A 24939-nucleotide genomic window follows, 5' to 3' on the forward strand; every position below is an offset into this window, starting at 1 on the left:
TTCTTATATTAAATTTTTCGGCGATCCTAAAAAAGGTTGCCGATCCTGGTGGCTTGTATATCTGGTCGCAATCACAATAGAATCCCCTCTTAAGAAAACGTTGGGGAATAAAAAGGTAATGGAATTGCTTTTGTATTCGGTTTTAGAAGTCAGCGTCTTCAAACCAATCCTTTTCGTACTCTTCTATCCTTCCGCTGTCAGCCAGTTTCAGCAATTCCTCCTCGATTGGTATCTCGGTAACGAAACCTATACCATATTTTTTCGCCAGCAGCTCTCCCCTTCCCTCTCCAAAGATACGACTTCTGTGACCGCAGTTTGGGCAGACAAAGTAGCTCATATTCTCAACAAGCCCGAGAACAGATGTTTGGGTCTCTTCAGCCATGTTTATTGCTTTCTCCACAATGACTGCAGTCAGTTCCTGTGGTGTGGATACCACAACAACTCCTGTTGGCTTTGCGTCCTGCATGACTGTAAGTGGGGCATCTCCTGTCCCGGGTGGGAGATCTACGAGAAGGTAATCAAGCTCGCCCCACGCAACCCTACCCAGAAACTCCCTTATCATCCCCGCAATCAGCGGCCCCCGCCAGATGACCGGAGTATTCTCCTGCGGTAGAAGAAACTGCATCGACATCACCCTGATTTTGTATCTCTGAGTCAAAACCGGCTCAAGTCCATCAGCGCTCACGGACACTCTGCCATTCCTCAGCCCGAAGAGTATGGGTATGCTCGGGCCGAGAAAGTCCGCATCCAGAATTCCAACCTTCTTTCCCTTCCTGGCATAATGCAGGGCAAGCAGTGCCGTGACCGTTGATTTGCCAACACCACCCTTGCCGCTCATCACGGCAATCCTGTTCTTTATTTTATCCAGTCTGTTTTTAATCTCCTCATCCGTAACTCTCCTCTGCACTCACAACACCTCCTTAACATTCTTCCAGCATTTCTCAATCTCTCTTGCTGCCTTGCCGTGAAATGGAAAGTCCAGATTTGCCATCTGTTCTGGAATCGATTCATCAAACGGGATCACACCTACGAACTCGACTCCGTTAGCGTTGCAGAAGCTCTCTATTTCGTAACTCACCTGTTCGTTCAGGTCGTATTTATTTACAACAACAAATGGACGGATTCTGAAATGTCTGCACAGGTCAATGATCCTCAGCATATCATTAAGACCAGAAGCGGTCGGCTCTGTTACGATAATTGCAGCGTCAACTCCGGTAAGGCTTGCCATTACCGGGCATCCGATTCCCGGAGCAGCATCAACAATAAGAATCTCGGCATTTATCTCTTCTGCAACAGCCTTCGCTCTGTTCTTGACTTCTGTGACAAGTCTTCCGGTATTTTCTTCACCGGGCTTAAGCCTTGCGTGTATGAAGTAACCCCATTCTGTCCTGGAATGGTAGATTTCCCCAGTCTTGGTGTCCATCATAACAATTGCATTTTCTGGACAGATGTTGTAGCAGAATGCACAGCCCTCACACTTTTTCTCATCCACCACGTAATTTTCACCAACTTCAATCGCATCAAATCTGCAGACTTCGTGGCACATACCACATCCCGAACATAGATCCTGCCGTATTCCTGCCTTTTTTGTTGCGGTAAAATCCCCGGAGCTTAAAATTTCTGGCTTTAATAGAATGTGCAGATTTGGAGCATCGACATCGCAGTCGGCAATCACACCACCCTCAACTGCATGAACCGTTGCTGAAAACGATGTCTTCCCCGTTCCCCCTTTCCCGCTTATCACAGCCACCTGCTTCACACTATCCCCTCGTAAAGATCCACGAAAAAGCTCTTCATATCATGAAGCAGTTCTCCTCTGGAGTATTTCCTAGCTATCTCCCTGCTGAAGGGTATCTTGCCAAGGATCTCTATTCCCGTTTCCCTGCAGTATTTCTCAACACCCTCGTAGGGCAGGCCGTATTTGTTTATCACGACTCCGAATTTTCGCCCCAGATCAGATACCACCTCTGCAGCAATCTTCAGATCATGAAAGCTGAAAGGTGTTGGTTCTGCGACGAGAATAACGAAATCACTATCGTTCACACTTTCAACCATGGGACATGCAACGCCGGGTGGGGAGTCGATGATGGCATCCCTGCCCATTAATTCCTTGACCTGCTCTATCAGGAAAACGGCTGAAGCCTCACCGATTGTGAGCTCACCGTAAGTGAGTATTATGTCTGAATCAACAGTTACTATCTTTCCCGTCTGGTAGTCTGTCTCTTTCAACGCATTTTCAGGACAGAGATGTATGCATGCGCCACAACTGTGACAGAGCTCTGGCAGAGGATATGCCCTGTCGATGACGTATATTGCATTGAACTGGCAGATGTCCTTGCAGAGACCACAGGCATTGCAGTCATCTGTCACAACAGGAACCTTTCTGTAGGCCGTCTTCTCTTTTTTCTCTCCCTTGATGAAAATGTGGTCATTCGGCTCTTCAACGTCAAGATCAAAAAGATTAACAGAATTAAACACTGCGAGATTAACTGCAACGGTCGTTTTTCCCGTTCCACCTTTACCGGATGCAACAGCGATTCTCATATCTCCTCCACTATAAAATCATCCCCGCTTCTTTTAACCCTCACCCGAATTTCCCTGCTGCCGTCAAAACCTCTTTTTCTGAGCTCCTGAAAGTTGGCCTTTTTCAGAAATTCAAGAAGAAAATCGAGTTCCCTCTCCATTTCTCCTGTTTTATCCTCCTCCCTGAGCAGATTGCGAACGAGCCTTTCGTACCTTTTCTTTGCTTCTGTTTCGATGCAGTGTCCCTTGAGGTGGATCACTATCTCCATCTACCTCCTCCCTTCCTGCCCTGCCCCATTTCTCCAGTCCCTCTTCCCTTACCTCCTCCCATACCTCTGGAAGGGGATGCAATCTCTTCGAGTTCTCCATTCATGAATCTCTCTATCGCTTCTCCGACTTTCAATCCATCGGCTCTGAAAATTCCAATACCTGCCGACTTCAAAACGTTCATGGCTTTTGGTCCCACATTACCGGTCAGAATCGCCTCAACCCTTCTATCAACAAGAATCTGTGAGGCTGCAATCCCTGCACCACTTGGTTGAGATGCTGCAGTATTCTCCACAATCTCGACGTCTTTTATCTCGCCATCGTAGTCGACTATGGTAAAGGTAACAGCCCTCCCGAACTGGGGGGTTATGGTATCCTCAACTCCCCCTCTCCGTGTTGTTGCCGCAATTCTCATGATCATACTTTTCCTGTGCTGTATATAACTTTTCGGGAAACCTAAAAAGATCAGTGAGTGCAGCCCATGGATTCATCCGCTTCCAAAAGCTTTCCGGCCAAAAACTGATCAATTGCCTCCTTAACCGTACCGCTCGCACCCATGTATACCTTTATTCCAAAAGTTCTGAACATGGCTATAGCCCTTGCACCCATACCACTGCAGATTACGACATCAGCTCCAGCAGCCTTTATCAGTTCTGGAGGTCTCCCCATTCCGCCAAAGTGCTCGCTTGTATTCCTGATCACTGATATCTCCCCTGTTTCTGTGTCATAGATTGTGAAACTCTCCGCCCTGCCAAAATGATCGCAAACGTAGTCGTCCAGTCCTCCTCTGTAGGTTGGTATGCACACCTTCATATAACAGGGATCACTTGACGATTTTTAGGTTTTTCTAAAAATGTTGTTCGTCAGCTAATCAGAACCTTTTCCACACCGTCAACCCTGAGAATTTCATCGACAACCCTGCCGGGAATTTTGGTCTCGGTGACAATGGTCAGTTTTGACTCCACACTTAGCTCCGGATCCTCGGCAAGAATGTATCTTATGGAAATCCCCTCCCTCGCAAGTGCGGATGACACTCCTGCAACTATCCCTACCTTGTGACTTTCCGCATAAACCTCAACAACTCCGAATCCCAGAAGTCTCGCAACCTCTGCTATGTTTGCAACAGGCTTCAAGGCTGAAAATACCTTTCTTAATTCATCATCACCCTCAATATTCTGGATGGCAGCCAGAACGACCTTTCTGTCAACTCCTATTGCATCGGCTATTTTTGTTGGTACGAGCTCAATGTCCCCGCAGTACGCCTTTCCGTCTCTCACGGCGATACCCAGTCTGAGAAACTCTCTGGCTACAGCAATTTGAGATGGATAATTTTCGAACTTTTCAGCAACTTTTTTCCACATGACCGTACTTAGACTTCCAAGTATTAAACTTTATATCCTGCTATATTATTGTAGACTGGTGCTGGAGGTAAGTGGAATATCCAAAAAATATGGCGATTTCTTGGCCTTGAAGGATCTGAGCTTCACGGTGGAGAGAGGAGAGGTACTGGGGATTATAGGCGAGAACGGTGCAGGAAAATCAACGACACTCAAGATTCTGGCTGGATTGATCGATCCTGACAGCGGTGAGGTGAGGTACTTTGGAAAAAGGATTGACAATGATGTAAAAAGAAGACTGAGCTATCTTCCTGAAATTGACGCCCTTTACGATAACATGTTTGTTTCCGAGTACCTACGTTTTTTTGCGGATATATATGGTGTTGAGAACCCGGATAGGAAAATTCAGGAACTGATGGAAAAACTCAGTCTTCAGGACAGATTGATTGGGAATCTATCCAAGGGGATGAGGAGGAAAGTTTCAATCGCAAGAACGCTGATTCACAATCCAGATGTGCTGATTTACGACGAGCCAACGGGTGGACTCGATCCGAGCACGTCCCTGATGGTGGCAAATTTAATGAGAGAGCTGGCGGAGAGTGGAAAAATAATTGTGTTTTCAGCTCACAATATGTTTTATGTTGAAAAGATAGCGGATAAGGTTATCATAATGAAAGGAGGCCGGGCGCTCTATTACGGCGGTCTTCGGGAGCTGATGGGGAGGAGTGCATACATCATCGAATTCACGATTGACGGGAGAAGGAAATCTTTAGAAGTCTCCGAAGTTGATGAACTCGTGAAAACTGTGGAGAAAATTAGGCAGGAGGGTGGTACGATTCTGGAGATAGACAGAGAGGTGCCGAGACTTGAGAACGTTTATTTCGCTCTCATGTCGGGTAATTTCAAAAATGTGAGAAAAGTTTATTAATGATAATTTACTTTACATTCTTTGGGGGTGATAGCCAGAAAGGGCTAATACTTGGTTGTTGGCTCGATTTCGCCGACTATGTTCTTCTTTACCATTTCTTTTGCCTCCTCCATACTGTAGTTTCCGAGCAGCCACATCAGTTTTATAAGGGCCACTTCCGGCAGCATATCTTCCCCCTCAATCACACCGGCTCTTATCAGATCTCTTCCGGTGTCGTAAACCCTGTCACAGACCCTTCCCCACAAACACTGGGAGGTCATGACAACCACAGAGTCCTCGCAAATTCGCCTCAATGTCTCCATCCAGTCAGTCGAAACGTGACCAAGACCCGTCCCCTCAATTACAAAACCCCTGAAACCCCTGGAGTGGTAGTATTCGAGAATGTCACTCCTCAAACCGGGGAAGAATTTTATGAGTACGACTTTCTCCTCCAGCCTGTCCATCAGATTGAGCTCCCTTTCATTCCTTCTGAACCTCCACGAAATCCATTCGACATTCAGAGATGGGTACTCCACTCTGGCAATTGGTCTGATGTTGATCGACTGAAACGCATCTCTTCTTGAGGTGTGATTTTTTCTCACCTTCACACCCCTGTGGACATAGCAGAAGTCATCGCTTGTGGATCCATGCATTGTGACAACAACCTCTCCCAGGTCTTCACTCGCAACCCTTGCAGCGCAGAGAAGATTCATTGCTGCATCACTGCTCGGCCTGTCCGAGCTTCTCTGTGCACCTACGAATACAACTGGTTTGGGGGTTGAGATCATGAAGGAAAGCGCAGCGGATGAGTAGTGCATCGTGTCGGTTCCATGTGTGATTATGACTCCATCATGTTTTTTCAGCGCATCGTAAACGTGTCTGGCAAGCTCAATCCAGTTCTGGGGCTTCATGTTTTCGCTCAGTATATTGTAGAGCAGCTCTGCGTCGACGTTACAGATTTCGGTCAGTTCTGGAACCTCGGAAGCAATTTCCTCAGCGGAGAACTGGCTGGTTACTGCACCGGTTCGGTAATCAACCTTGCTTGCTATGGTACCTCCCGTGGAAATAATTTTCAGGTTGGGTAATCCCTCCTTTCTGGCGAGTTGGGGAATTTCTACCTCGAATCTCTCCTCATCCAGTACTTCGAGAAGCTCGTATTCTTTGAATCCGATGTTATAACCGTTGTCAAGCTTTAATACGAAATTTCCGGTGAAGGACGGCATTGCTATGCCCTCAAAAACCCTTCCCTTGGCTTTAATCCTCACCCTCCTGCCCTCAAGCATGGAAATTCACCTCCAGCTTCTCCGCCTCCTGGTAAAGCATTCTCAAGCTAAGACCTATTCTTCCCCTCAGATTTCTGATTTTAGCTCTTCTATCTTTGAGTTCACTTTTTCTGGCAGTTATCATTCTCCTTACCTCCTCCAAGGCGGTGCCACCAGTATTCTTTCTCCTCTCCACAGCCTTCCCGATATTCATGGCTTCGTCAATATCGTCGTCATTTATTTTTATACTGTAGCCCATTTCCCTGGCCAGGGACTCAATATCTTTCCCGGTAGGTTTTTGCACCCCTCTGGCAGCCAGCTTTCCAATGATGCGGTGTGAGATTCTGAAAGGAATGTTGTATTTCATTACCAGCATGTCAGCGAGTTCCGTGGCTGTTGCAAATCCCTTTGAAGCTTTCTTCTCAATAACATCCTTCTTAAATCTGATTTTTTCGAACATCGCTGCAAGAACCTCACTTGCCGTTTCAGCCCTTTTCAGCGAGTCGTAGAGAATGGCATTCATTTCCTGAAAGTCTCTGTTGTAGCTGAACGGCATGGCTTTGTATATGCTCATTGTGGCCGTGAGATTTCCAATCATCCGTCCAGCATTGGCTCTCAGCAGTTCGGCAATGTCGGGATTCTTTTTTTGTGGCATGATGGATGATGTGGAAGCGAATTCATCTGGCAAATCAATAAAGTCAAATTCGGAAGAGAAAAGAACGATCTCTTCGGCGATTCTGCTAATGGACAGCATCAGGGATGCACACACATACACAGCGTCTATTATGAAATCTCTCGAAGAAACAGCGTCTTCTGAGTTCTCAACAACCCCGTCGAATCCGAGGAGTCTTGCAGAGTAATGTCTGTCGAGAATATAGCCGGTTGATGCAAATGCTGCTGAACCGAGAGGTGACCTGTTCGCCCTCTTGAACGCTTCCAGAGCTCTATCAAAATCCCTTGAAAGCATATCATGGTAGGCAATCAGGTGGTGAGATAGTCTGGTGGGCTGGGCGTACTGCAGGTGGGTGAACCCCGGCATTATTGAATTGCTGTTTTCGGCCCTGTTAAGTATCACCTCCATAATCAGCAGGATGTTTTCGGCAAGGTTCAGAAGATGGTCTCTCGCAAACAGTCTGAGACACGTGGCAACCTCATCATTTCTACTCCTTCCCGTGTGCATCTTCATTCCAGCAGGAGTTAATCTGGTAACCTCTGCCTCAATCGCCTCGTGGACGTCCTCGTATTTCCACTCCGTGTTGTAACCCCTATCCTTAATTTCTTTAAGAGCCTTGAGTATCTCGGCCGCCTCTGTGTCGGAGAGATAGCCTGATTTGTGAAGGGTCAGAGTGTGGGCAACATCTACGAGAATGTCATAGTAGAAAATATTTCTATCATGAGCAATTGAACTCGAAAGTTTGAGAGCGCGAGAGTCCATGCCTTTTTCCATTCTGCTATCTCTGAGCATGTGCCTAGTATTCCACTTGATTAATTAATTTTCTTGTTTCTCCCGAGATCGATGGTTTTTTGTTCTGTCAAAAACTTAAGAAAAGCTTGATGGGTAAAGGGATAATTGAATATAATCGCAAACTGACCTTGACAGACCTCAAATTGGGTTTTCGGTGGTTAAAAAGGAACGGAGAATTACAAGCTAACAGAAACCGGACGAAGGAGAACCAATAGTTTTTGATATGCTCGACTAGTAGTTCATCACCTCTCCACCGCTCAGCACCTCCCTGTCAACTCCATCGAAAAGTGGCTTCCTGTTGAGAATTCTCCCTTTCAGAGTGTATCTCAGCTCAACCTCTTCCCCCGGCTTCAGGGTCAGATTCCATGAAATGGTGGTGAATCCCGAGGATGACACCTTTGCCCCCTCTGCCTCTACATCGCCAGAACACATCTCAAACACTTTGAATTCTTTTTTGGACCTTGTGAAGTTTGATATTCTCAAAACCACTTCTTTAACACCGTCTTTCTCTGCCATTTCACGCTCGGCGTAGAGATACCCCATGATTCTGGCCACGATCTTGTCGATCTCTATCGGATCTTTCTCGAGAACTTCGCAGACTTTCTTTGCTATAAGGGGTAGAACCTTGCTTATCATTTCCTCCTTCTTTTTCTTCTTCTGCTGTCTGCTCTTTCTTTCGATGTATTCCTTCAGTTTTCTTCCTGCTTCCTGAAGCGCCAGACGAGTTTCATCCATTATCTCCGGTATTGCCGCTATGGCCTCTTTCGATTCGGATGTGTATGGAATGTTGGTCGATGCAACGTGCACGAGAATGACAGCCGGGCCCGAAGGCAGTTCACCTCTGTTTTGCATTAACCCGTAGGTTTTCCAGTTGACGTTCTCTACAGCCTTTGTTATTGCGCAGCCACCCTGCTGGTAAAGCAGAGGAATTTTGTTTGCGTATCTGAGAACCGCAACTTTTTCAGTTTTTATTTCACCACCATAGGCGATTCCAACCTCAACCAGGAAGGGATGTCCGGAATAGACTTTTGGCCGTCTGGTTACTGCAAAGACGAATTCTGGAGAATACTCAGCCATCAAACTTCGTGCAATCATCTTTTCTCCTATTGGTGAGAGACAGTCTGTTGGGGGTGGAAGGAAATCGGTGTTACGGAATGCTTCAAGAAGTTTTACAGCTTCATCCCTCCCCATCTCATGAATATTCTCGGTGCCACTGAACCCGGCCCTTCTAAGGACATCATCAGCAATTTTATCACCGACCCTCACGAATTCATCTTTCAGAAACTTCTTCAATGTTGTTGCCTTTGAAGTTTTCAGCATGTTCATCAGAGTCCCAAGCTCGATTCCATGTGGATGTGGTTTTATGGATTTGGGAGCTGCCGGAATTTCGTCAGTTACTCTGTCAAATTCGTTAATCGTCCCATCCGGCTCGACAAAGGTTATTTTGGCATGGGGATTTATGACAGACGTTTCCCTCAGGTACTCTAGTACACTCTGTTTCCTTTCACGAACGTAGCTTCCCGCAATTTCAAGCTCGATTTTCGTTCCACTGGGCATGTACCAGTCCTCTTCAACCACCTCGACGATTTCGGGCTCGTTCTTCTTTGTGTTGATGTAAAGGACCATTTTCGTAGCCTTTTCATCTCGGACAGTTTTTGAAACGACCACCGCCGGTTTTCCAGTTGTGAGCTGAGCGTACAGCACTGCTGCAGAAATCCCAATTCCTTGCTGACCTCTGCTCTGCCTTATTTCGTGGAATCTCGAACCATAAAGCAGCTTTCCGAAAACTCGTGGAATCTGCTCTCTCTCAATCCCGGGCCCATTGTCCTCGACGGTGACCTTGAAGTGGTTGTCAACCTTTGTTATCCTCACAAAAATGTCAGGGAGAATTCCGGCCTCTTCGCAGGCGTCGAGAGCGTTATCTACGGCCTCTTTCACAACAGTTATGATTGCCTTCGACGGGTTCGCATATCCGAGGATGTGTCTATTCTTTTCAAAGAACTCTGCAACGCTTATCTCTCTGTGTTTACCACCCTCACTCATATCTCAGCTCCAACCACTGTTTGAGTCTTTGTAACACCCTCAATCGTTCTTATCTCGTCAACCAGCCTGTTGAGATCGGAAAGGCTCTTGGTGTCTATTATGACAACGAAGTCAAACTCTCCAAAAACGTGATAGACCTCTCTCACATCCTTCTTGTTCTTGATTTTGAGATAGACATCTTTCTCCTTTCCCGGAGCGACATTGACCATCGTTACTCCTATTACCATGAAATTCCGTGTATTTCATGATTTAATAGTTTTTCCATCGAGTCCAGTTCATTCGGGTAATTAAAATCTAATTTCAGCAGGCAAATCAACCCTTCTCTCCATCTGGCTCGATCATGGGGCGGTTTGGTTTGAGTAACCTTTTTATCTTCCAAAGCAAAATTAACGTGATGAACACGGGAGAGATCCGCATCGAAATTGAATATCCTGTTTTCAGGAAGATCAAAGGAGAAAAAGATGTAAGCTTAGAGGAAGTCAGAAGGATTCTATCAAAAATTAAAGGCTCTCTTGCTGAAGAAGTCCTGAAAGAGAGGGATGAGGAGTGGAGATAGCCTATTTAGATACAAGCGCTCTGGTCAAGAGATATCACAGAGAGGAGCATTCAGATACAATTGACGAGATTTTCGAAAAATCATCATCGCTATTTCTGAGCTGTCAATTGTCGAATTCACCTCGGCTTTAAGGAGGAAGGCTGACGAAAGGGTGATCAGACAAAAAGAGGTCTCTTACGTCCTTACTAAGTTTCATGAGGATCTCGCCAACTTCATCATCCTGAAATTCGATTCAAACGTCATCAGCAATGCCGTTGAGTTCGTTATGAGGCACCGCCTCAAAACTCTCGACTCTCTGCAACTGTCTTTCGCAATGAAACTCAAAGAATATGACCCTCTTTTTGTTAGTTTTGATCGAAAATTGCTTGATTGTGCGAAATTGGAGGGCTTTAGAGTTCTGGACATTTAGATCTCCCTCAGCTCCCTGAACAGCATCGACCTCGCAAACCAGACAACCATCAGCAAGCTTAAGATGGAAGCGTGCTGACACCCATTCCTCAGAGCTAAAATCATTATCACTCCCGATAATCCCAACCAGAAACAGCGGGAACAAAGTAACGGATTCATTCGGCAACTTAAACCTCTCATTCTCAAAGCTGTAAGCTTGCAAAAACTCAACCAGCTTCTTGTTCTTCAAAGCCTTCCTCCCGTTCTTCACCCCTATCCACCGAGCCTCAACCTTCCCAGCCTTTATCAGATCATCTAAGGAAAAACAGAATCTTGTTACTGTTATCACGATCTTACCTGCAGAGAAAATGTTTAAGGAGTGTAACCGAATATGGGAAAACCCTGTTGGAACTACCGGCTTGTAGTCAAGCAGTAGCCCAACTCTAACCTGTTCGCGAAGCTATCCATATGTCATAGTTCCCGAATCTGTCGGTTGTAAAGGCAACCTTCTTACCATCTGGACTGAAAATCGGAAGCATGTCATGTCTGCTTTTCGTAAGTTCAATCTCCTCCTTAGAGTTCAGACACAAAAGGGTCACGTTGAAGCCGTAATCATGGGCCAATAAAGCGTCATATAGCGTGTAATGTCCAACTCTCTCGGCAATGGTCTTCTGCTCTCTGCTCTCCACATTCGCGCAGTAGAGGGCGGAATTATTGAGGAAACACAGCTCACTTTCTGATCTCCACTCAGGCTGCACTCCGCTGCCGATCCTTCTCTTCCCGCTACCATCGGCATTCATCACCCATATCCCCCTTTTACCCGATATTTTCGCAGAGAAGGCTATTTTGCTCCCATCCGGGCTCCACTTCGGGTTCAGATTTTTGCCGTTCATTTCAAAGCACTCCGTAACTCTTGTTTCGTAGTCCATAACGCAGATATCTGAGCTATCGTTGTGAATTGAAACAAACACTATCTTTTTGCCGTCAGGACTGAACTTGCCGTCGAGAAAGGTGCCATTTTTTGTAAGCCGTTCTCTGGTTTTGCTGTTTAAGTCAAAAACCCAGACTTGGTTCCCGGAGTTATATACATCTTGCTGCTGTCCGGGCTCCAAGAGATGAAGAACTCGTTCTGAGGGGGGATGTGACGGGTGTAAATTCAGCGTTTTGAAATGCCTTGCAGCTGTCTGGAAGGTGTGAACTGCAAATGGCCAAAGCCAGTCCAAATACGCTTATAGCAGTTACGATTGCCAATAAGTTTCTCTTCAACATAAACGCCACCTATAATTTACTGCTTACAGTTTCACCTCCAAAGAAAGCCCAGCAATCGCAAAATAAATCTACGAAACACTCTGGAATATCCTCCACATCAAACCTTTTTGAGGTTGAAGTGAGCGTCCAAAATGCTGTGGGTGTATTTATCATGCTAAATGTTGGTGTGTTACAATTTAAAAATATTGTGCTTTGTTAGACTTTGGGATAAACCAATCTCACTACGAATATGTTTGCAATGGTGTAAAACAGGGCAGTTCGGTTTGTTTATCAGGTACATTGGCTGGAGATCGTCGTCAGGGATTAGGAGAATTTTTGTCCCAAACTACCATGTTATCACGTCCTATCTTGGAATCCCACACAACTCTTTTTTCGAAAAAGGAATTATTTAGAATCGACAATTATAATGGGCCCGGAGGGATTCGAACCCTCGACCGCCCGGTTATGAGCCGGGCGCTCTGACCTGGCTAAGCTACGGGCCCACCTGTTTCAATGTTCAGTTATGGGTTTATTTGTTTTTTGCTTACCGGTATGCGGGGGGAGGGATTCGAACCCTCGAACCCCTGCGGGACTGGACCCTAAATCCAGCGCCTTTGACCGCTCGGCAACCCCCGCTCTTTCGGTCTGTGTGTGCTTATTTTTATAAATTTTACATTGTTTTTGAGCTTTTTGGTAACTGGGAAATCTTTTATACCTTCTTTAACCCTCACCAGATATGGACAGCAGGAAACTGAGCTTGATGATGTTTGCGGGATTCATGGTTTTAGTTATTTTCGCCCTGTATCATTTTGCGTCTCCTTACAAAACACCCTCAGATTTGATTAAAATGGAAAGTGCCGAAAATGTACAGGTTGTGGGTAAAATTGCTGATGTCAGAGCCAATGGTCACGAAACCAGGTTTGTCCTCACAGATGGTAAAAATGAAATTGATGTAGTATATCAGGGGGAAGTGCAGAAGTACGATACTGAGGTTGTTGTTGTTGGTGATTGGAAAAATGGCGTTTTAATAGCCAAGGAAATTCTGAGGAAGTGCCATACAGAATACACAGGTGGTTAGTTGGAGCTGGGAAACTTTCTTCTGCTCTTGTCATTTTTAACGTGCATTGCATCATCGCTTCTGTTTTACGGGAGAAGACGCCTTGTTATAGCCGAAAATTTGCTTTACGCATCATTATCCTTCCTGCTTGCATCTCTTGTTCTGCTCATATATTACTTTGTGACCGACAATTTTCAGATTTGGTATGTTTATGCGAACTCGGATGCAGGGATGCCCCTTATTTACAAAATAAGTGCGGCCTGGGCTGGAAAGGAGGGCAGTCTACTTTTATGGGCTTTCTTCAATCTGTTTCTCCTCTCCATATATCTAAATTCGGGTAAAAAAGACGACTCAAAAGCAATCACGGCCTTTATCGTGACGGTATTCTCGGCCTATCTCTTGCTGATACTTTTTCTCGTGTCAAATCCTTTCGCAACTCTATCCTATGTTCCTTCTAACGGTTATGGACTGAATCCACTTCTGAGAACAATTGAGATGGCTGTGCATCCTCCAGTAGTTTTTCTGGCATATTCTCTCTCAACTCTACTCTTCGCAATCCACCTTTCGAATGCTGAAAAGTCCTACATCGTAAGCCGGGTCACGTGGCTTACCTTAACTCTGGGCATAGTTATTGGAGGGATATGGGCTTATAGGACTCTCGGCTGGGGAGGGTTCTGGGGTTGGGATCCAGTTGAGAATGCGTCTCTCCTGCCCTGGTTAACTCTGACTCTGTATTTTCACGTCAAAAAGAACAGGGAATTTTTTGCATATGCCACATTCACTCTGGTTTTGCTTGCTACTTTCATTACAAGGAGCGGCATCATAAGTTCTGTTCACAGCTTTGGCGGGGAGTATTCAGATTACTTCTATGTTGTCCCGTTTACCGCATCTCTAGTACCCGTCATTCGAAGAGCGATGAGATTCGGTGAATTAAAGAGTGTTTGCTTTTCTCAGCTTCCTGTAGCATTTTCAGCAATGCTTATTGTGGTTTTGCTCGGTACGCTGGCAAATCTTATCGTTAAAGTGGAGAAAGCTTACTACCTGGTGACGTTCCTTCCAATTTTCGCTGTGCTGGCATCTGTCGCTGCTTTGAAAATCAGAAATATGGACACTGCTCGAAAAATGCTTCACTTTGGTATGATACTTCTTTTTGTTGGTTCAGCTTCGGTCTGGCTTTTTGAGCAGCACGAAACGGTAAATCTGGGTAAAAACACTGAGTTCAAGCTCATGGATATGTGGATTGGAGAAGATGCTGAAAAATTTACGGTTTATTCTAAAATTTCCACACCTTATGGCGAGATTACTCCGAAAGTGTTGATATACAAAATTGATAGAGAAGATAGACGGGTTTCAACAGTCAGTGTCATCAGCTATCCCTGGATGGATCACTATTTTGCCATCACATCTTTCGATTTGAAGTCGGGCAGTGTGACCATCGAGTACTACCGTGTACCGTTGATTTTGGCGGTCTGGGTTGGCTCGGCACTCATGATTGCGGGAGAGATGTTCAGATTGAGAGGTCGTGGTTGATTGCGTCAGATGTGACAACAAAGTTTTTAAATTGGGAGTCGAAGTGAGGACATGGGTAAGACAGGCAGTGTAACGTGGGTTAAGATAAAGAAGAGAAACAGTAATGAGTACAGGCTCGTTCCCACAAAGTGGCAGGACTACAAGAAGCCTGGACCGAACCAGAAGTATACATCTGATGGCAAAAAGAGGAGAAGGATAAAGAGATCCCAGAAATCCATCCTTGGAGTGCGGAGTTAAATTTACGTTTTAAATGCTGCCAGGTAGTGGAAAGGCAGCTCCTCAAACTTAACCATTTTGTAGCCCGATAAGTCTGTTATCTCTTCTAGGCTCAGTCTTTCGTTTACCGGTGGTCCAAACTCCGTCTCCTCTTTTTTCCATTCTGCAACAACGACGTAGTCTGCTCTGCTCCCCCATTCAAGGTATTCCTGCGGGTTTTCCATTTCATGGAGAACGTTTGAAAACAGAACAAGGTCAATGTGAAAGTCTATCTCAGGTGGCTTTTCTGAAACTATTATTCCAACATTCAGCACCTTCTCATCTTCAATCCTTTTTCTCAATTTTTCGGCCATTTTTACGTTGATCTCAACAGCATATACTTTTTTGAACATTTTTGCAAGTGGCACTGTGAGATAACCTGTACCAGCCCCGATATCGAACGCAATATTTTTTCGAAGCCCCTCGATGTCGTCAATGAATTTCATTACTCTGTCTGGAGGAAATACTTTTTTTCGCCATTCTGACTCCAGGATATGGGCTTTTTCGGGGTCGAAGATGTGAGGCATTCGTTCACATCTTTATGGCTGAACTTTAATTTTTCCCCAGTTTTCAACATTTTTGATTATTAGGAATAGTTGAAAGGTATTTAAAGTGCATGCTTTCAAAATAATTCGGTAAGGTTAAATTAAGTAAAAATCAGGGATCACATGCTTCTGTCCAGAATGTACGGGGATGTCGAAGCGGTTAGGGTTGGCACTGAGGTTCGGGGGAGAGTTTTTCACTGGGTTTATCTCTACCACTACAGAGGTCTTCTCTTCGATACCGGCTGTGTCAACACCGCACTGGAGGTTTTTCAGCATTTCAGGGAAAGGGAAATAAAGGCTGTACTCATTACACACCACCATGAGGATCACATAGGAGCTGTCAGCCTTTTCAGGAACATTACTGAGGTGTATGTCCCACCGGATTCGGTTGAAATACTCAAAAATCCGCCCGACATTCCGGAGTACAGAAAGATAAGCTGGGGTCAGCCCGAGAGCATCGTGGATGTGAAGGTTGCTGGAGAAAAGATGGTTTTTGATGGACTGGAAGTTCTGATGATTAAAACTCCCGGTCACAGTTTTGACCATGTTAGTTATCTTGTTGATGACAAGCTTTTCTGCAGTGATCTGGTGATCAACACCGCCCAGATGGTCTGCATGAGGGAGGAGGATTTGCTCGAAACCATCGCATCCATTGAGTGGGTTTTGGAATACGATTTTTCCCGTGCGTACACAGGTGTTGGGGTTTCAACGAGAGAGGAAGTTGAGGAGTATGTGGATTATCTCAGAGGTTTGAAGGCGAGGGCCGAGGAACTTTATGCGTCTGGCAGGGGTATCGATGATATTGTTAATGCAATCTTCCCCAGTCCTTCTCAAAAGGCAATTTTAATGGAATTTGTCAGCGAAAAAGAGTGGGCGAGAGAAAACATGGTGAAATCACTTCTCGGTTTGCCCAGAGAGTGATGAGTCGAGCATAAATGCATAGAGGAGAGGAAGTGCGATTGTTGCATCACAGTAGACTGTAACAGCTTTCGCATCTGGCTTAAGCTTGCACCAGCTTTTGGCTTCCTCAAGTGTTGCACCGCTAAGGCCACCCCACTGTGGAGAATCCGTGGTGATCTGCACCGCATAATCAAAGCCATCGGCCAGAAGCATGGCCTGAAGGGTGAAATTTTTTGGAACACCCCCTCCAACAATAATCACACCCATCCTCCTTTTCTGGAAGCAGAGGTCTATCATTCTGTTTACATCTCTAAAAAAATCTATCTGCAGGTCTTTTCTGTATATTGAGACATGCAGGCCGGCTATCGAGTCGTGGAGGGTGGGACAGAAAATAGGAATTTTCTTCTCCCAGGCTATTCTGAGAAAAGAACTGCTGTCGTCAAGTCTTTTTCCAATTTCCCACAGAAATTCGTAACTCGTGTAAGTTCCATCAAGCTCGGTGATAACCCCTGAAAGGAATTCCTCAATTTTCTCAAAAGCCTCCTGAGCTATGAACACGTCGTAAATTCTGTTTATGTTTCTTTCAGCCAGTTCCAGGTCATTGGCGTATGAGGAGCCGATCTCATGGCCAAGCCCCAGAGATTCAGAAATCTCATGCACGATATTTGCCCCGGTTGTTACAAGGCAGTTTACGAACCCATTTTTGAGCATTCCTGCTATTATATTTCTCATACCGGCAGGAACCATCGCCCCTGCAACAGTCATAAAAACGAAGGTGTCGTTTTTTATCATCTCATTGCAAACCTGTGCGGCTTCACCAAGCCTTCTTGCATTGAATCCGGTTCTTTTCATCATTTCTATTAGTTCTGAAACTCTGATTCCCCCTCTGATTTCCGGACTCTGAACTTTCATGAATCTGCATTTCGGCAAGGGTTTAAAGTTCTTTCAAAAGGCATATATACCAGCCAATAAACAACCTCTTGATGAAGGTACTGGTTAGCCCCATGAGTATTGCTGAAGCTGTTGAGGCCATTGAGGGTGGGGCAGACATTATTGACGTGAAAAACCCCGCCGAAGGGTCTCTTGGAGCGAATTTTCCCTGGGTAATCAAAGAAATCTCTGAGCTCGCCAAAAAACATGGTAAGGAGATCAGCGCAACAACCGGGGACATGCCATACAAACCGGGTACAGCGAGCCTTGCTGCATTGGGTGCTGCTGTTGCAGGGGCGGACTACATTAAAGTTGGACTCTATGGAGTTAGAAACGCAGAAGAAGCCTATGAAATGATGATTGCGGTGACGAAGGCCGTGAAGGAGTACAATCCCGATAAAAAAGTTGTTGCCGCAGGGTATGGGGATTTCTATCGGATCAACTCCGTGAATCCACTGGAACTTCCCGATGTGGTTTCAAAGGCTGGAGCGGATATTGTGATGGTGGATACGGCAATAAAGGATGGCACATCTCTTTTCGACCACATGAAGGTGGAGGATGTTAGAAAGTTCATTGGGCTGGCAAAGGACAGCGGTTTGATGGTTGCGTTAGCGGGGAACATCGGCTGGCATCACATAGACCTCCTGAAGGAACTTTCACCGGATATAATAGGCGTGAGGTCAATAGTCTGTGAGAGGGACAGGAACTCGATGATAAAAAGGGAATTCGTTGTAAAGCTCATGGAAGCTGTGCACGGGTAGAGCAGAGCTTCAGAAGCTCACTCTCCCCCTCTCTTGTTCCCTTTGCAATGAGTAAATCACCGCTGAAAATCTTGGTGTTGGCAGTGGGTTTTGTAATCCAGTCATTTTTCCTCTTTATGGCAATTACGTGCATGCCTGTGTTGCTCTCAACTCTTGCCTCTCCAAGTGTTTTTCCATGCAGCGGGGAGTTTTCCGAAACCGTTACCAGCGTGAGCACCTCGTCTGTCTCTCTCATTGCCGCTTTGAAGATCGCTGGAACATCCATTTTGTCCAGTAAAATCTCCGATATGTCTCTTGCTGCATCTGCTATCTGTTCCGAGGAGTAGGCTATTTCGATAATGGACATGAGCGGTTTGAGCTGCTCTCTGTCGAAATATTTGCTGCAAAGCAGGATGTTTCTCTGAATTTCAAACTTCATATTGTCTATTATCTCTTCCAGATAAACTACCTCAAGGGCGATTTCATCATTTCCGTAAATTAAGGAGGAGTAGGCAAGGTCTATTGCGAGTTCGGATAGGTTTTTCATCTCTATAACCATATCAACAGCCCTGTCCAGCTCCTCAATCTGTATATCCTGCGGTTCCGGTGTTGCTGGCACAGGTTTACCCGTTACGTATTCGTAGAACTTCGGAACTGCAGAAGGATCACCTCTTGCAAAAATCAGGTCTTCCTTGTAAACGATCGTGTCTCTATCGGGATTGAAAATCCAGCTAAATCCCCTTTTTATCGCTATGATCCTCATACCTGTTTTGGTATGCAGTTTTAACTCGCCAAGTGTCTTCCCAGTTATGTCCGAATCCTCCGGAACCCTAACTCTAACCACCGTCTCCTCGGAGTGGTAGAGTATCAGCTTCACTATTTCCTCGGAAAGCTTGAAGCCCCTTAAAACGAGTGATGAGATATCTCCTGCAGCACTGCTTATCTTCTGTCCTGCATTGGCGATTGTGAGTATTGACGAAACCTTTTCTGCATCCTCCACCCTTCTTGCTGCAAGAACCGAAACGACCCGTATCTGCTTGAGCAGGTCAAGAACTCTCGATTCCAGCTCAAGAACTTCCTCAGCAATATCCTCGTTGTTGTAAAGAATTGCAGAATATGCGAGATCGACCATAAGTTCTGTTGTGTCTTTAATGTCCACAAGCAGATCTTTAACTGTTCGAGGCATTTCAATTCCTATTAAATTCTTATCCTATATTAATCTTCTTCAACCACCTCAAGTTCAACTTCTTTGCCGCTTCTGTCGTAACACTTCCAGTTGTTCTCTCCGTATGGATAGCAGACAATTATGTGGTATTTTCCAAATCTGGTGAACAGCGACATATCCTCATCCGATGGTCTGCAACTCGGCGATGGATGGCTGTGAACCGTTCCAAAAACCCTCATACCTATCGGAAGCATGTCGAGATGTATGACCGCAGAGACCGAGCCTGAAACAAAAGGGAGGAAGATGAGTTCGCTCATCACTCCTTTGCTGCCACCGAGCAATGCTATGAACTCGTCCGGGTGGGAACTTTTCGCTGCTTCGAGTATTGTCCTTAACAATTCTTTTGAGATCTTCATAGGAACTCTCTCGGATCTGCGATGACACCTTTTACAGCGCTTGCTGCCGCGGTTGCCGGGGATGAGAGGTAGATGTACGCATTTGGGTTTCCCATTCGTCCTTTGAAGTTTCTGTTCTGTGTTGAAATGCAAACTTCCCCATCAGCCAGAATTCCTTGGTGGATGCCAACACAAGGACCGCATCCGGGGGAGAGCACCATACCGCCCGCTTCAACAAAAATTCTGAGCAGCCCCATCTCCATTGCCTTCAGATAGACTCTTCTGCTGGCCGGGACAACGATGAGTCTCACACCATCCTTTACCTTTCTCCCTTTGAGGATCCTGGCCGCTATCTCCAGATCGGAAAGTCTACCATTTGTACAGGTACCTATATAGACCTGATTGACTTCCGTACCCTCCACATCCTCTATCTCCGCAACGTTGTCAACGTTGTGCGGTTTGGATACCATCGGGGCGAGGTTGGACACGTCAACGGTTATTTCTCTCTCGTATTCGGCATCCTCATCGGCAAAAATCTCTCTGAAATCCTGCTCTCTTCCAAGTTCCGCCAGAAATTGTCTTGTTCTTTCATCACTCTCAAAAAGTCCTGCCTTGGCACCGCATTCAACCGCCATGTTGGAGATTGTTAGCCTTTCTTCAACACTCATTCTCTCAGCACACGCTCCATGAAATTCCAGTGCTTTGTACGTCGCTCCACTAACACCAAGATCGCCAATAAGCTTCAGAATAACGTCTTTAGCGTAAACGCCCTTCGGAAAGTAGCCGACAAGCTCGATCCGGAAAGACTCCGGAACCCTGAACCAGTTTTTACCCAGTGCGATGGCGATAGCAACATCGGTGGATCCCATTCCTGTTGAAAACGCCCCAATTCCGCCATATGTGCATGTGTGACTGTCAGCCCCAACCGCAAGGTCGCCCGGCTTAACGTACCTCTCAACCATTAACTGGTGGATGATTCCCTCTCCAGGTGGGTTGAAATCCGCCCCAATCTTCTTTGCAAACTCGAATATTAGCTTCTGGTCGTTGCTCAGTTCTTTCCTTGGAGAGGGTGCTGCATGATCGACGAAGAAGTGCGCCCTTTCTGCTGCTTTGATCTCGGTTCCCAGTTCCGCAAGCTGTCTTATTGCCAGAGGAGCGGTCCCGTCCTGGAGAGCTATCTGGTTGATCTCAGCAACCACAAGATCGCCAGCATAAGCATCGCTTTTTGATTTTTCACTGAGTATCTTTTCCGCAATAGTTTTGCCCATACATTAAAATCAATTCATGGCTTTTTAATCTTTTGAGTTGGAGGCAAACTTTATAGGGTTTCGTGAGTTGAGTAAATTATGAGACATCCAAGAGTTGCTGGTAGCTTTTATCCCTCAAACAGACAGTCACTGATAGCGATGCTGGAGGAGTACACATCACCCTCCAAGGACGAAAGAGTGGTTTCATGTGTTTCCCCGCACGCAGGCTACGTATATTCTGGCAGAACGGCAGGAAGGGTCCATTCTCTTCTCCCCGATGCGGAGACTTTTGTAATACTCGGACCGAACCACACGGGTATGGGGTTGCCGGTCGCAGTTTCGAAGGATACCTGGCTTACCCCCCTGGGGGAGGTTGAGGTTGATGAGGATTTCATAGAGGCGATGCCGGGAATAATCATTGATGTTGACGAGACGGCTCACAGATACGAGCACTCCCTTGAGGTTCAGGTTCCGTTTCTGCAGTTTCTGCACGATAACTTCAAAATTGTTCCCATCTGTCTTGGATTGCAGGATGAAGAAACGGCCAGAGAGGTGGCGGAAGAGATAAGTGCGGCGGAAGAGGAAACAGGTAGAAAAATTGTTGTTATCGCATCCTCGGACATGCATCACTATTTGCCGGATGAGGAGTGCAGAAGACTTGATGAAAAGGTGATCGACGCAATACTTTCGATGGATGTTGGGAAGTACTACGATACAATCTATCGACTTCAGGCAAGTGTTTGTGGTTATGGCTGCATAGCTGTGGCAATGAACTATGCACTGAAAAAGGGGGCAAAAGCCGAGCTTGTGGACTACTCAACGAGCGGTGACGTTGCAGACAGAAACCAGGTTGTTGGTTATGCCGGGATAGTATTCAGGGTGTAAATTTTATCAGTGCCATTCAACTACTTTAAATTACGAATTTCGAACAAAAAACTTATATAACTGGAAAAGTAGTTTTTATTATGAGCGATGCGAAGCAGCTCGTGCTCGAAGCGATGAAGAAGGCTGGAAAACCTGTAAGACCGGGTGAGATAGCCAAGGAGACCGGACTAGACAGCAAGGAGGTGTCGAAAATTATAAAGGAACTCAAAAAAGAAGGTCTGGTCCACTCTCCTAAAAGATGCTATTATGCCGTTAAGGGGTGAGGTGGTATTGTGAGTACGGATGAGAATTTAAGAAACGCATATGCGGGGGAAAGTCAGGCAATGGTCAGGTACAAAATATTTGCGGAGATTGCGAGAAATAAGGGACTGGAAGGTGTGGCAAGAGTATTTGAAGCAGCTTCCTTTTCAGAATTTATCCATGCCAAAAACCATTTGAGGGTTCTGGAGGACTTGAACGACGTTAAAAAGAATCTGGAAACAGCACATGCAGGAGAAACCTATGAGATTACGGAGATGTATCCAAAATTTTACGAGGAGGCTTTGAAGGAAGGGAACAAAAGGGCGACGTCAAGCATAAGGTGGGCTCTTGAAACGGAGAAAGTTCATGCAGAAATATTTAAAAAACTGATAGAGAGCGGAGAGGACTTTGAAGGCAAAATTTATGTCTGTCCTGTCTGCGGGTACGCAATGGAGGGCGAGCCACCGGAAACCTGTCCGCTGTGCAACACATCTAGGGATAGATTTGTTGAATTCTAATTTTTTAAATTTTTGAATTCCAGCTCAAGCAGTTTCATCTTGATTCTTAACCCGCTGGAATATCCGCCAAGCCCGTTCTTTGCCACAACACGATGACACGGAATGATGACGGGGACGGGATTCCTTTTAACAGCCTGACCTACAGCTCGTGGTGAAGATTTCAGTTTTTCTGCAATTTCTGAGTAACTCAGTGTCTTCCCGTACGGTATTCTGGAAACCTCCTTCAGCACCTTACGGGTGAAATCCGAAACTTCAATGTTCAATGGTATCTTGAGCTTTTTTCTCGTGCCTTCGAAGTACTCCTCTATCTGGGATCTGTACTCACCGTCAGACATGTCGAAAGCGGGGGCAGCGGAAAAAAAGGATCGAATTACGGAACCATCTCTCACGACCACGTTGAAGTATATTCTGTCCCAGCAAACCGAAAAGCTCATCAGAAATCCCTGCCGGATATATCCCTCAGCCTTTTTATGCCGTCGATTTCCCGTATTATCTCCGCCACGGCTTTGGGGACGTATTTCTCCCAGTCACCACCCTCGAGCATTTTCTTCCTTATTTCTGTACCGTGGTATTCATTTCTGTTGTACATTCTTGTGTGCATGACATTGAAACCTGCCTCTTTGAAAAGTCTGTAGACAAGCGGATTGTTCGTGTACACAACATCGAAGGGCGGAACCATTGAGCATACATGAGATACCCACAGGCTGTTTCGGTAAATATCCTCAAGCGGAATAATGTAAATTTTCGTATTAACACCCAGCTCGTCCTTTATCTCATCCACAGCCCTTGAAATCATCAGAACTCTTTCGCCGGCTGTGAAGGGATTTTCAATGGAGTGGCTTTCCTGTGCGCTGCCAATCCCTATTATCAGTTCGTCCACCTCTGTGATGATGTTCCTTACAACCTCGTGATGTCCGAGATGGTAAGGCTGAAATCTGCCTACGAAGAAAGCCCTTTTCATCGTGGTCTCCGTACAGGTCTTTTTATGTCATCCTTTAGCTTTCTACCCGTTTTCCTTTCCCACTCCTCTATCGAGATTCCGTACTTTTCATGTATCGCATCCCTGTATTTCTCGGGTATAACGTTGAAGGTGCAAAACGGAATTATTCTGCCGTCAGGACTGCCGTAGTGAATTTCGCACCTTTCAACCCTGGCTATGTCGTAATTGTACAGATCCTGGAAATGCATCATTCCGATGAACAGGGATTTGAGGTGGAACTCACCAAGAGTGGAGTAATCGTGCTTCACCAGCACATCGTACAGTATTCTGGAGACGTTGAAACCTTTTGGCGCTTTTGAGCTATCAATGAACTTTCTCAAATCGATAACGTTTTTCAGTGCCTTTACGGTCTTCATTCTGCTCTTTGCAATTTCCTCTGCCTTCTCGTTCAGAAACTCAAACAAACCCTCAACATCCACAAATCTCGTGATCGGAATCAATCTGCCCCCATCTTTGAATATGTATGTTGCCATTCCACATGCAAAGTGTGTCGTCAGCTCGTACTGAGGCTCTCCGGAAATAACCTCCACGAATCTCGATATGGGTGCTACACTCGGGACAGGATAGAAGTCTTCTCTGCTTATTTCTCCGTTAGTTTGTTCTTCAATAGCCTTAATGCAGTCGGGAATTGTAATCCTGAACTCCTCTCTCTCCTTTTTCGGCATGCTGCCAACCAAGCTGACCGGCTGGAAGTTCACCCCTCTGACGATGTCTATGTTGTCAGCAGCGAATCTTATGATGTCCCCAAGCTGATGGTCGTTAACACCCTTGATTACTGTGGGGACGAGAACTATACCCAGCTGTGCCCTCCTGCAGTTTTCGAGAACTTTCGGAACTTCATGATGATTTTTCGGATTTGTTCTCTCATCCACACCGTCAAAGGAGAGGTAGACTGTATTGACACCTGCAACCCTTACTTTGAGGGCAAGGTCCTCATCCTCCGCAAGCCTCACACCATTGGTGTTGAGCTGGATGTGGTCGTAGCCTTCTTCCTTGATCACCTTTATAATTTCGATTAGATCGTCCCTCAGTGTTGGTTCACCACCCGTAAGCTGCACAGCGTTGCATCCGATAGGTTTCATGTTTTTCGCAATTCTGACCATTTGCCTAACTTGGTCAATCGTAGGCTCGTAGACATAACCGGCTCTTCTGGCATAGAAAAAGCAGTACCAGCAGGCCAGATCGCATCGATTGGTTAGTACTATGTTGAGCAGAGCGGTCTGGCTTTTGTGGTTGTTGCACAGACCGCAACTGAACGGGCAGGTCGTATTTTTTGTGATCGGAGTTGCGATTCCGTGACCGTCAGCAGCAAACCTTGCTGCTTTTTTGAACATCTCTGCGTCTCCCCAGTAGACATCGACAACTTCTCCGTGCTCGTCGCAAATTTTTCTGATCATTATCTTTCCGTTTTCCTCGTAAACCTCAGCTTCCAGGACTTTCAGACATTCAGGACAGAGAGATCTGGTTTTATAAGGAAGCCTGATATTCTTTAATTTCGATTCTGTATGCAACATTAGGATTAAAACTGTGCGCTAAG

At 45.8% G+C, this 24939-nt stretch carries 31 protein-coding genes and 2 tRNA genes; 11 read left to right on the forward strand and 22 right to left on the reverse strand.

Translation table 11 applies throughout. From position 1 onward, the window contains the following. Nucleotides 1–142 precede the first annotated feature (142 nt). The 7 genes from JFQ59_RS04625 to JFQ59_RS04655 are packed head-to-tail and all read right to left on the reverse strand — an operon-like array spanning nt 143 to nt 4151. Complete coding sequence (locus JFQ59_RS04625) at nt 143–907, reverse strand: Mrp/NBP35 family ATP-binding protein (RefSeq protein WP_202319247.1); 765 nt, start codon at nt 905–907, stop codon at nt 143–145. Further along, nucleotides 908–1759 (reverse strand): ATP-binding protein, encoded by an 852-nt coding sequence (locus JFQ59_RS04630; RefSeq protein WP_202319248.1) that lies wholly within the window; start codon nt 1757–1759, stop codon nt 908–910. After that, the gene (locus JFQ59_RS04635) at nt 1756–2544 is read right to left on the reverse strand and encodes a nucleotide-binding protein (RefSeq protein WP_202319249.1); all 789 of its coding nucleotides are present in this window, start codon (nt 2542–2544) and stop codon (nt 1756–1758) included. Before JFQ59_RS04635 ends, JFQ59_RS04630 begins: the two co-directional genes overlap by 4 nt. Beyond that, nucleotides 2541–2792 carry a hypothetical protein gene (locus JFQ59_RS04640; RefSeq protein WP_202319250.1) on the reverse strand — a complete coding sequence of 84 codons (252 nt, stop codon included), beginning with the start codon at nt 2790–2792 and terminating at the stop codon, nt 2541–2543. Before JFQ59_RS04640 ends, JFQ59_RS04635 begins: the two co-directional genes overlap by 4 nt. Further along, nucleotides 2783–3205 carry a NifB/NifX family molybdenum-iron cluster-binding protein gene (locus JFQ59_RS04645; RefSeq protein WP_202319251.1) on the reverse strand — a complete coding sequence of 141 codons (423 nt, stop codon included), beginning with the start codon at nt 3203–3205 and terminating at the stop codon, nt 2783–2785. Before JFQ59_RS04645 ends, JFQ59_RS04640 begins: the two co-directional genes overlap by 10 nt. 50 nt (nt 3206–3255) lie before the next feature. Beyond that, nucleotides 3256–3603: a NifB/NifX family molybdenum-iron cluster-binding protein gene (locus JFQ59_RS04650; protein ID WP_202319252.1), complete on the reverse strand. Its 348-nt coding sequence runs from the start codon at nt 3601–3603 to the stop codon at nt 3256–3258. 50 nt (nt 3604–3653) lie between these two features. Further along, nucleotides 3654–4151: an ACT domain-containing protein gene (locus tag JFQ59_RS04655; protein ID WP_202319253.1), complete on the reverse strand. Its 498-nt coding sequence runs from the start codon at nt 4149–4151 to the stop codon at nt 3654–3656. Between the two features lie 58 nt (nt 4152–4209). Between JFQ59_RS04655 and JFQ59_RS04660 the strand changes: the two genes are divergently transcribed. After that, nucleotides 4210–5055 (forward strand): ABC transporter ATP-binding protein, encoded by an 846-nt coding sequence (locus JFQ59_RS04660; RefSeq protein WP_202319254.1) that lies wholly within the window; start codon nt 4210–4212, stop codon nt 5053–5055. A 44-nt stretch (nt 5056–5099) separates the two neighbouring features. On the opposite strand, the gene gatD is transcribed toward JFQ59_RS04660, so the two are convergent. The 4 genes from gatD to JFQ59_RS04680 form a co-directional block, all read right to left on the reverse strand. After that, the gene (gatD, locus tag JFQ59_RS04665; RefSeq protein WP_202319255.1) at nt 5100–6317 is read right to left on the reverse strand and encodes a Glu-tRNA(Gln) amidotransferase subunit GatD; all 1218 of its coding nucleotides are present in this window, start codon (nt 6315–6317) and stop codon (nt 5100–5102) included. After that, the gene (argH, locus tag JFQ59_RS04670) at nt 6310–7761 is read right to left on the reverse strand and encodes an argininosuccinate lyase (protein ID WP_202319256.1); all 1452 of its coding nucleotides are present in this window, start codon (nt 7759–7761) and stop codon (nt 6310–6312) included. Before argH ends, gatD begins: the two co-directional genes overlap by 8 nt. 231 nt (nt 7762–7992) lie before the next feature. Continuing rightward, nucleotides 7993–9804 carry a DNA topoisomerase VI subunit B gene (locus JFQ59_RS04675; protein WP_202319257.1) on the reverse strand — a complete coding sequence of 604 codons (1812 nt, stop codon included), beginning with the start codon at nt 9802–9804 and terminating at the stop codon, nt 7993–7995. Then, a complete protein-coding gene (locus JFQ59_RS04680) occupies nt 9801–10031 on the reverse strand; it encodes an Lrp/AsnC ligand binding domain-containing protein (RefSeq protein ID WP_202319258.1) in 231 nt (76 codons plus the stop codon). The genes JFQ59_RS04675 and JFQ59_RS04680 overlap by 4 nt, the downstream gene beginning before the upstream one ends. Before the next feature lie 167 nt (nt 10032–10198). On the opposite strand from JFQ59_RS04680, the gene JFQ59_RS04685 reads away from it, so the two are divergent. Both JFQ59_RS04685 and JFQ59_RS12780 read left to right on the forward strand, forming a co-directional pair. Further along, nucleotides 10199–10360, forward strand: a complete 162-nt coding sequence (locus JFQ59_RS04685) for a hypothetical protein (protein WP_202319259.1) — start codon at nt 10199–10201, stop codon at nt 10358–10360. Between the two features lie 106 nt (nt 10361–10466). After that, complete coding sequence (locus JFQ59_RS12780; RefSeq protein WP_407928334.1) at nt 10467–10769, forward strand: type II toxin-antitoxin system VapC family toxin; 303 nt, start codon at nt 10467–10469, stop codon at nt 10767–10769. 421 nt (nt 10770–11190) lie between these two features. Here the strand turns inward: JFQ59_RS12780 and JFQ59_RS04695 are convergent, their stop codons facing one another. From JFQ59_RS04695 to JFQ59_RS04710, 3 genes are all read right to left on the reverse strand, one after another. Further along, a complete protein-coding gene (locus JFQ59_RS04695; RefSeq protein ID WP_230972308.1) occupies nt 11191–11676 on the reverse strand; it encodes a TolB family protein in 486 nt (161 codons plus the stop codon). A gap of 747 nt (nt 11677–12423) precedes the next feature. Next, nucleotides 12424–12498 (reverse strand) — tRNA-Ile (locus JFQ59_RS04705). A 50-nt stretch (nt 12499–12548) separates the two neighbouring features. Continuing rightward, nucleotides 12549–12631: transfer RNA gene (locus tag JFQ59_RS04710), tRNA-Leu, on the reverse strand. 100 nt (nt 12632–12731) lie between these two features. Here JFQ59_RS04710 and JFQ59_RS04715 point away from each other — a divergent pair. The 3 genes from JFQ59_RS04715 to JFQ59_RS04725 are packed head-to-tail and all read left to right on the forward strand — an operon-like array spanning nt 12732 to nt 14819. Further along, complete coding sequence (locus tag JFQ59_RS04715; protein WP_202319261.1) at nt 12732–13073, forward strand: cytochrome c maturation protein CcmE domain-containing protein; 342 nt, start codon at nt 12732–12734, stop codon at nt 13071–13073. Then, the gene (gene ccsA / locus JFQ59_RS04720; RefSeq protein ID WP_202319262.1) at nt 13074–14582 is read left to right on the forward strand and encodes a cytochrome c biogenesis protein CcsA; all 1509 of its coding nucleotides are present in this window, start codon (nt 13074–13076) and stop codon (nt 14580–14582) included. 51 nt (nt 14583–14633) lie between these two features. After that, nucleotides 14634–14819 (forward strand): DUF5350 domain-containing protein, encoded by a 186-nt coding sequence (locus tag JFQ59_RS04725; protein ID WP_202319263.1) that lies wholly within the window; start codon nt 14634–14636, stop codon nt 14817–14819. A gap of 2 nt (nt 14820–14821) precedes the next feature. On the opposite strand, the gene JFQ59_RS04730 is transcribed toward JFQ59_RS04725, so the two are convergent. Beyond that, nucleotides 14822–15364, reverse strand: a complete 543-nt coding sequence (locus JFQ59_RS04730) for a class I SAM-dependent methyltransferase (protein ID WP_202319264.1) — start codon at nt 15362–15364, stop codon at nt 14822–14824. 141 nt (nt 15365–15505) lie between these two features. Between JFQ59_RS04730 and JFQ59_RS04735 the strand changes: the two genes are divergently transcribed. Continuing rightward, a complete protein-coding gene (locus tag JFQ59_RS04735; protein ID WP_202319265.1) occupies nt 15506–16303 on the forward strand; it encodes an MBL fold metallo-hydrolase in 798 nt (265 codons plus the stop codon). Here JFQ59_RS04735 and JFQ59_RS04740 read toward each other — a convergent pair. Then, entirely contained in the window at nt 16277–17194 is a 918-nt protein-coding gene (locus JFQ59_RS04740; protein WP_202319266.1) for a deoxyhypusine synthase, read from the reverse strand. The two genes, JFQ59_RS04735 and JFQ59_RS04740, sit on opposite strands and share 27 nt — an antisense overlap. A gap of 71 nt (nt 17195–17265) precedes the next feature. Between JFQ59_RS04740 and JFQ59_RS04745 the strand changes: the two genes are divergently transcribed. Then, nucleotides 17266–17973, forward strand: a complete 708-nt coding sequence (locus JFQ59_RS04745; protein WP_202319267.1) for a (5-formylfuran-3-yl)methyl phosphate synthase — start codon at nt 17266–17268, stop codon at nt 17971–17973. On the opposite strand, the gene JFQ59_RS04750 is transcribed toward JFQ59_RS04745, so the two are convergent. The 3 genes from JFQ59_RS04750 to JFQ59_RS04760 are packed head-to-tail and all read right to left on the reverse strand — an operon-like array spanning nt 17951 to nt 20780. Beyond that, entirely contained in the window at nt 17951–19138 is a 1188-nt protein-coding gene (locus JFQ59_RS04750; RefSeq protein ID WP_202319268.1) for a potassium channel family protein, read from the reverse strand. The genes JFQ59_RS04745 and JFQ59_RS04750 overlap by 23 nt on opposite strands. A 29-nt stretch (nt 19139–19167) precedes the next feature. Then, on the reverse strand, nt 19168–19533 hold the full coding sequence (locus tag JFQ59_RS04755; RefSeq protein ID WP_202319269.1) for a Mov34/MPN/PAD-1 family protein: 366 nt from the start codon (nt 19531–19533) through the stop codon (nt 19168–19170). Beyond that, nucleotides 19530–20780, reverse strand: a complete 1251-nt coding sequence (locus JFQ59_RS04760) for a 3-isopropylmalate dehydratase large subunit (RefSeq protein WP_202319270.1) — start codon at nt 20778–20780, stop codon at nt 19530–19532. Before JFQ59_RS04760 ends, JFQ59_RS04755 begins: the two co-directional genes overlap by 4 nt. A gap of 78 nt (nt 20781–20858) precedes the next feature. Between JFQ59_RS04760 and JFQ59_RS04765 the strand changes: the two genes are divergently transcribed. The 3 genes from JFQ59_RS04765 (at nt 20859) to JFQ59_RS04775 (ending at nt 22402) form a co-directional block, all read left to right on the forward strand. Continuing rightward, nucleotides 20859–21644: an MEMO1 family protein gene (locus tag JFQ59_RS04765; protein WP_202319271.1), complete on the forward strand. Its 786-nt coding sequence runs from the start codon at nt 20859–20861 to the stop codon at nt 21642–21644. A gap of 80 nt (nt 21645–21724) precedes the next feature. Then, nucleotides 21725–21907: a MarR family transcriptional regulator gene (locus JFQ59_RS04770; protein WP_202319272.1), complete on the forward strand. Its 183-nt coding sequence runs from the start codon at nt 21725–21727 to the stop codon at nt 21905–21907. Nucleotides 21908–21916: 9 nt separating this feature from the next. Next, the gene (locus tag JFQ59_RS04775) at nt 21917–22402 is read left to right on the forward strand and encodes a rubrerythrin family protein (RefSeq protein WP_202319273.1); all 486 of its coding nucleotides are present in this window, start codon (nt 21917–21919) and stop codon (nt 22400–22402) included. Here JFQ59_RS04775 and JFQ59_RS04780 read toward each other — a convergent pair. From JFQ59_RS04780 to tes, 3 genes are read right to left on the reverse strand one after another with little or no spacing between them, the layout of a single operon-like run. Continuing rightward, complete coding sequence (locus JFQ59_RS04780) at nt 22399–22836, reverse strand: methylated-DNA--[protein]-cysteine S-methyltransferase (protein ID WP_202319274.1); 438 nt, start codon at nt 22834–22836, stop codon at nt 22399–22401. The two genes, JFQ59_RS04775 and JFQ59_RS04780, sit on opposite strands and share 4 nt — an antisense overlap. Further along, on the reverse strand, nt 22836–23363 hold the full coding sequence (locus JFQ59_RS04785) for a nicotinamide-nucleotide adenylyltransferase (protein ID WP_202319275.1): 528 nt from the start codon (nt 23361–23363) through the stop codon (nt 22836–22838). The genes JFQ59_RS04780 and JFQ59_RS04785 overlap by 1 nt, the downstream gene beginning before the upstream one ends. After that, on the reverse strand, nt 23360–24916 hold the full coding sequence (tes, locus tag JFQ59_RS04790; RefSeq protein ID WP_202319276.1) for a tetraether lipid synthase Tes: 1557 nt from the start codon (nt 24914–24916) through the stop codon (nt 23360–23362). The genes JFQ59_RS04785 and tes overlap by 4 nt, the downstream gene beginning before the upstream one ends. Nucleotides 24917–24939: the final 23 nt, after the last annotated feature.

The sequence above is a fragment of the Archaeoglobus neptunius genome (genome assembly GCF_016757965.1).
Classification (GTDB): Archaea; Halobacteriota; Archaeoglobi; order Archaeoglobales; family Archaeoglobaceae; genus Archaeoglobus; species Archaeoglobus neptunius.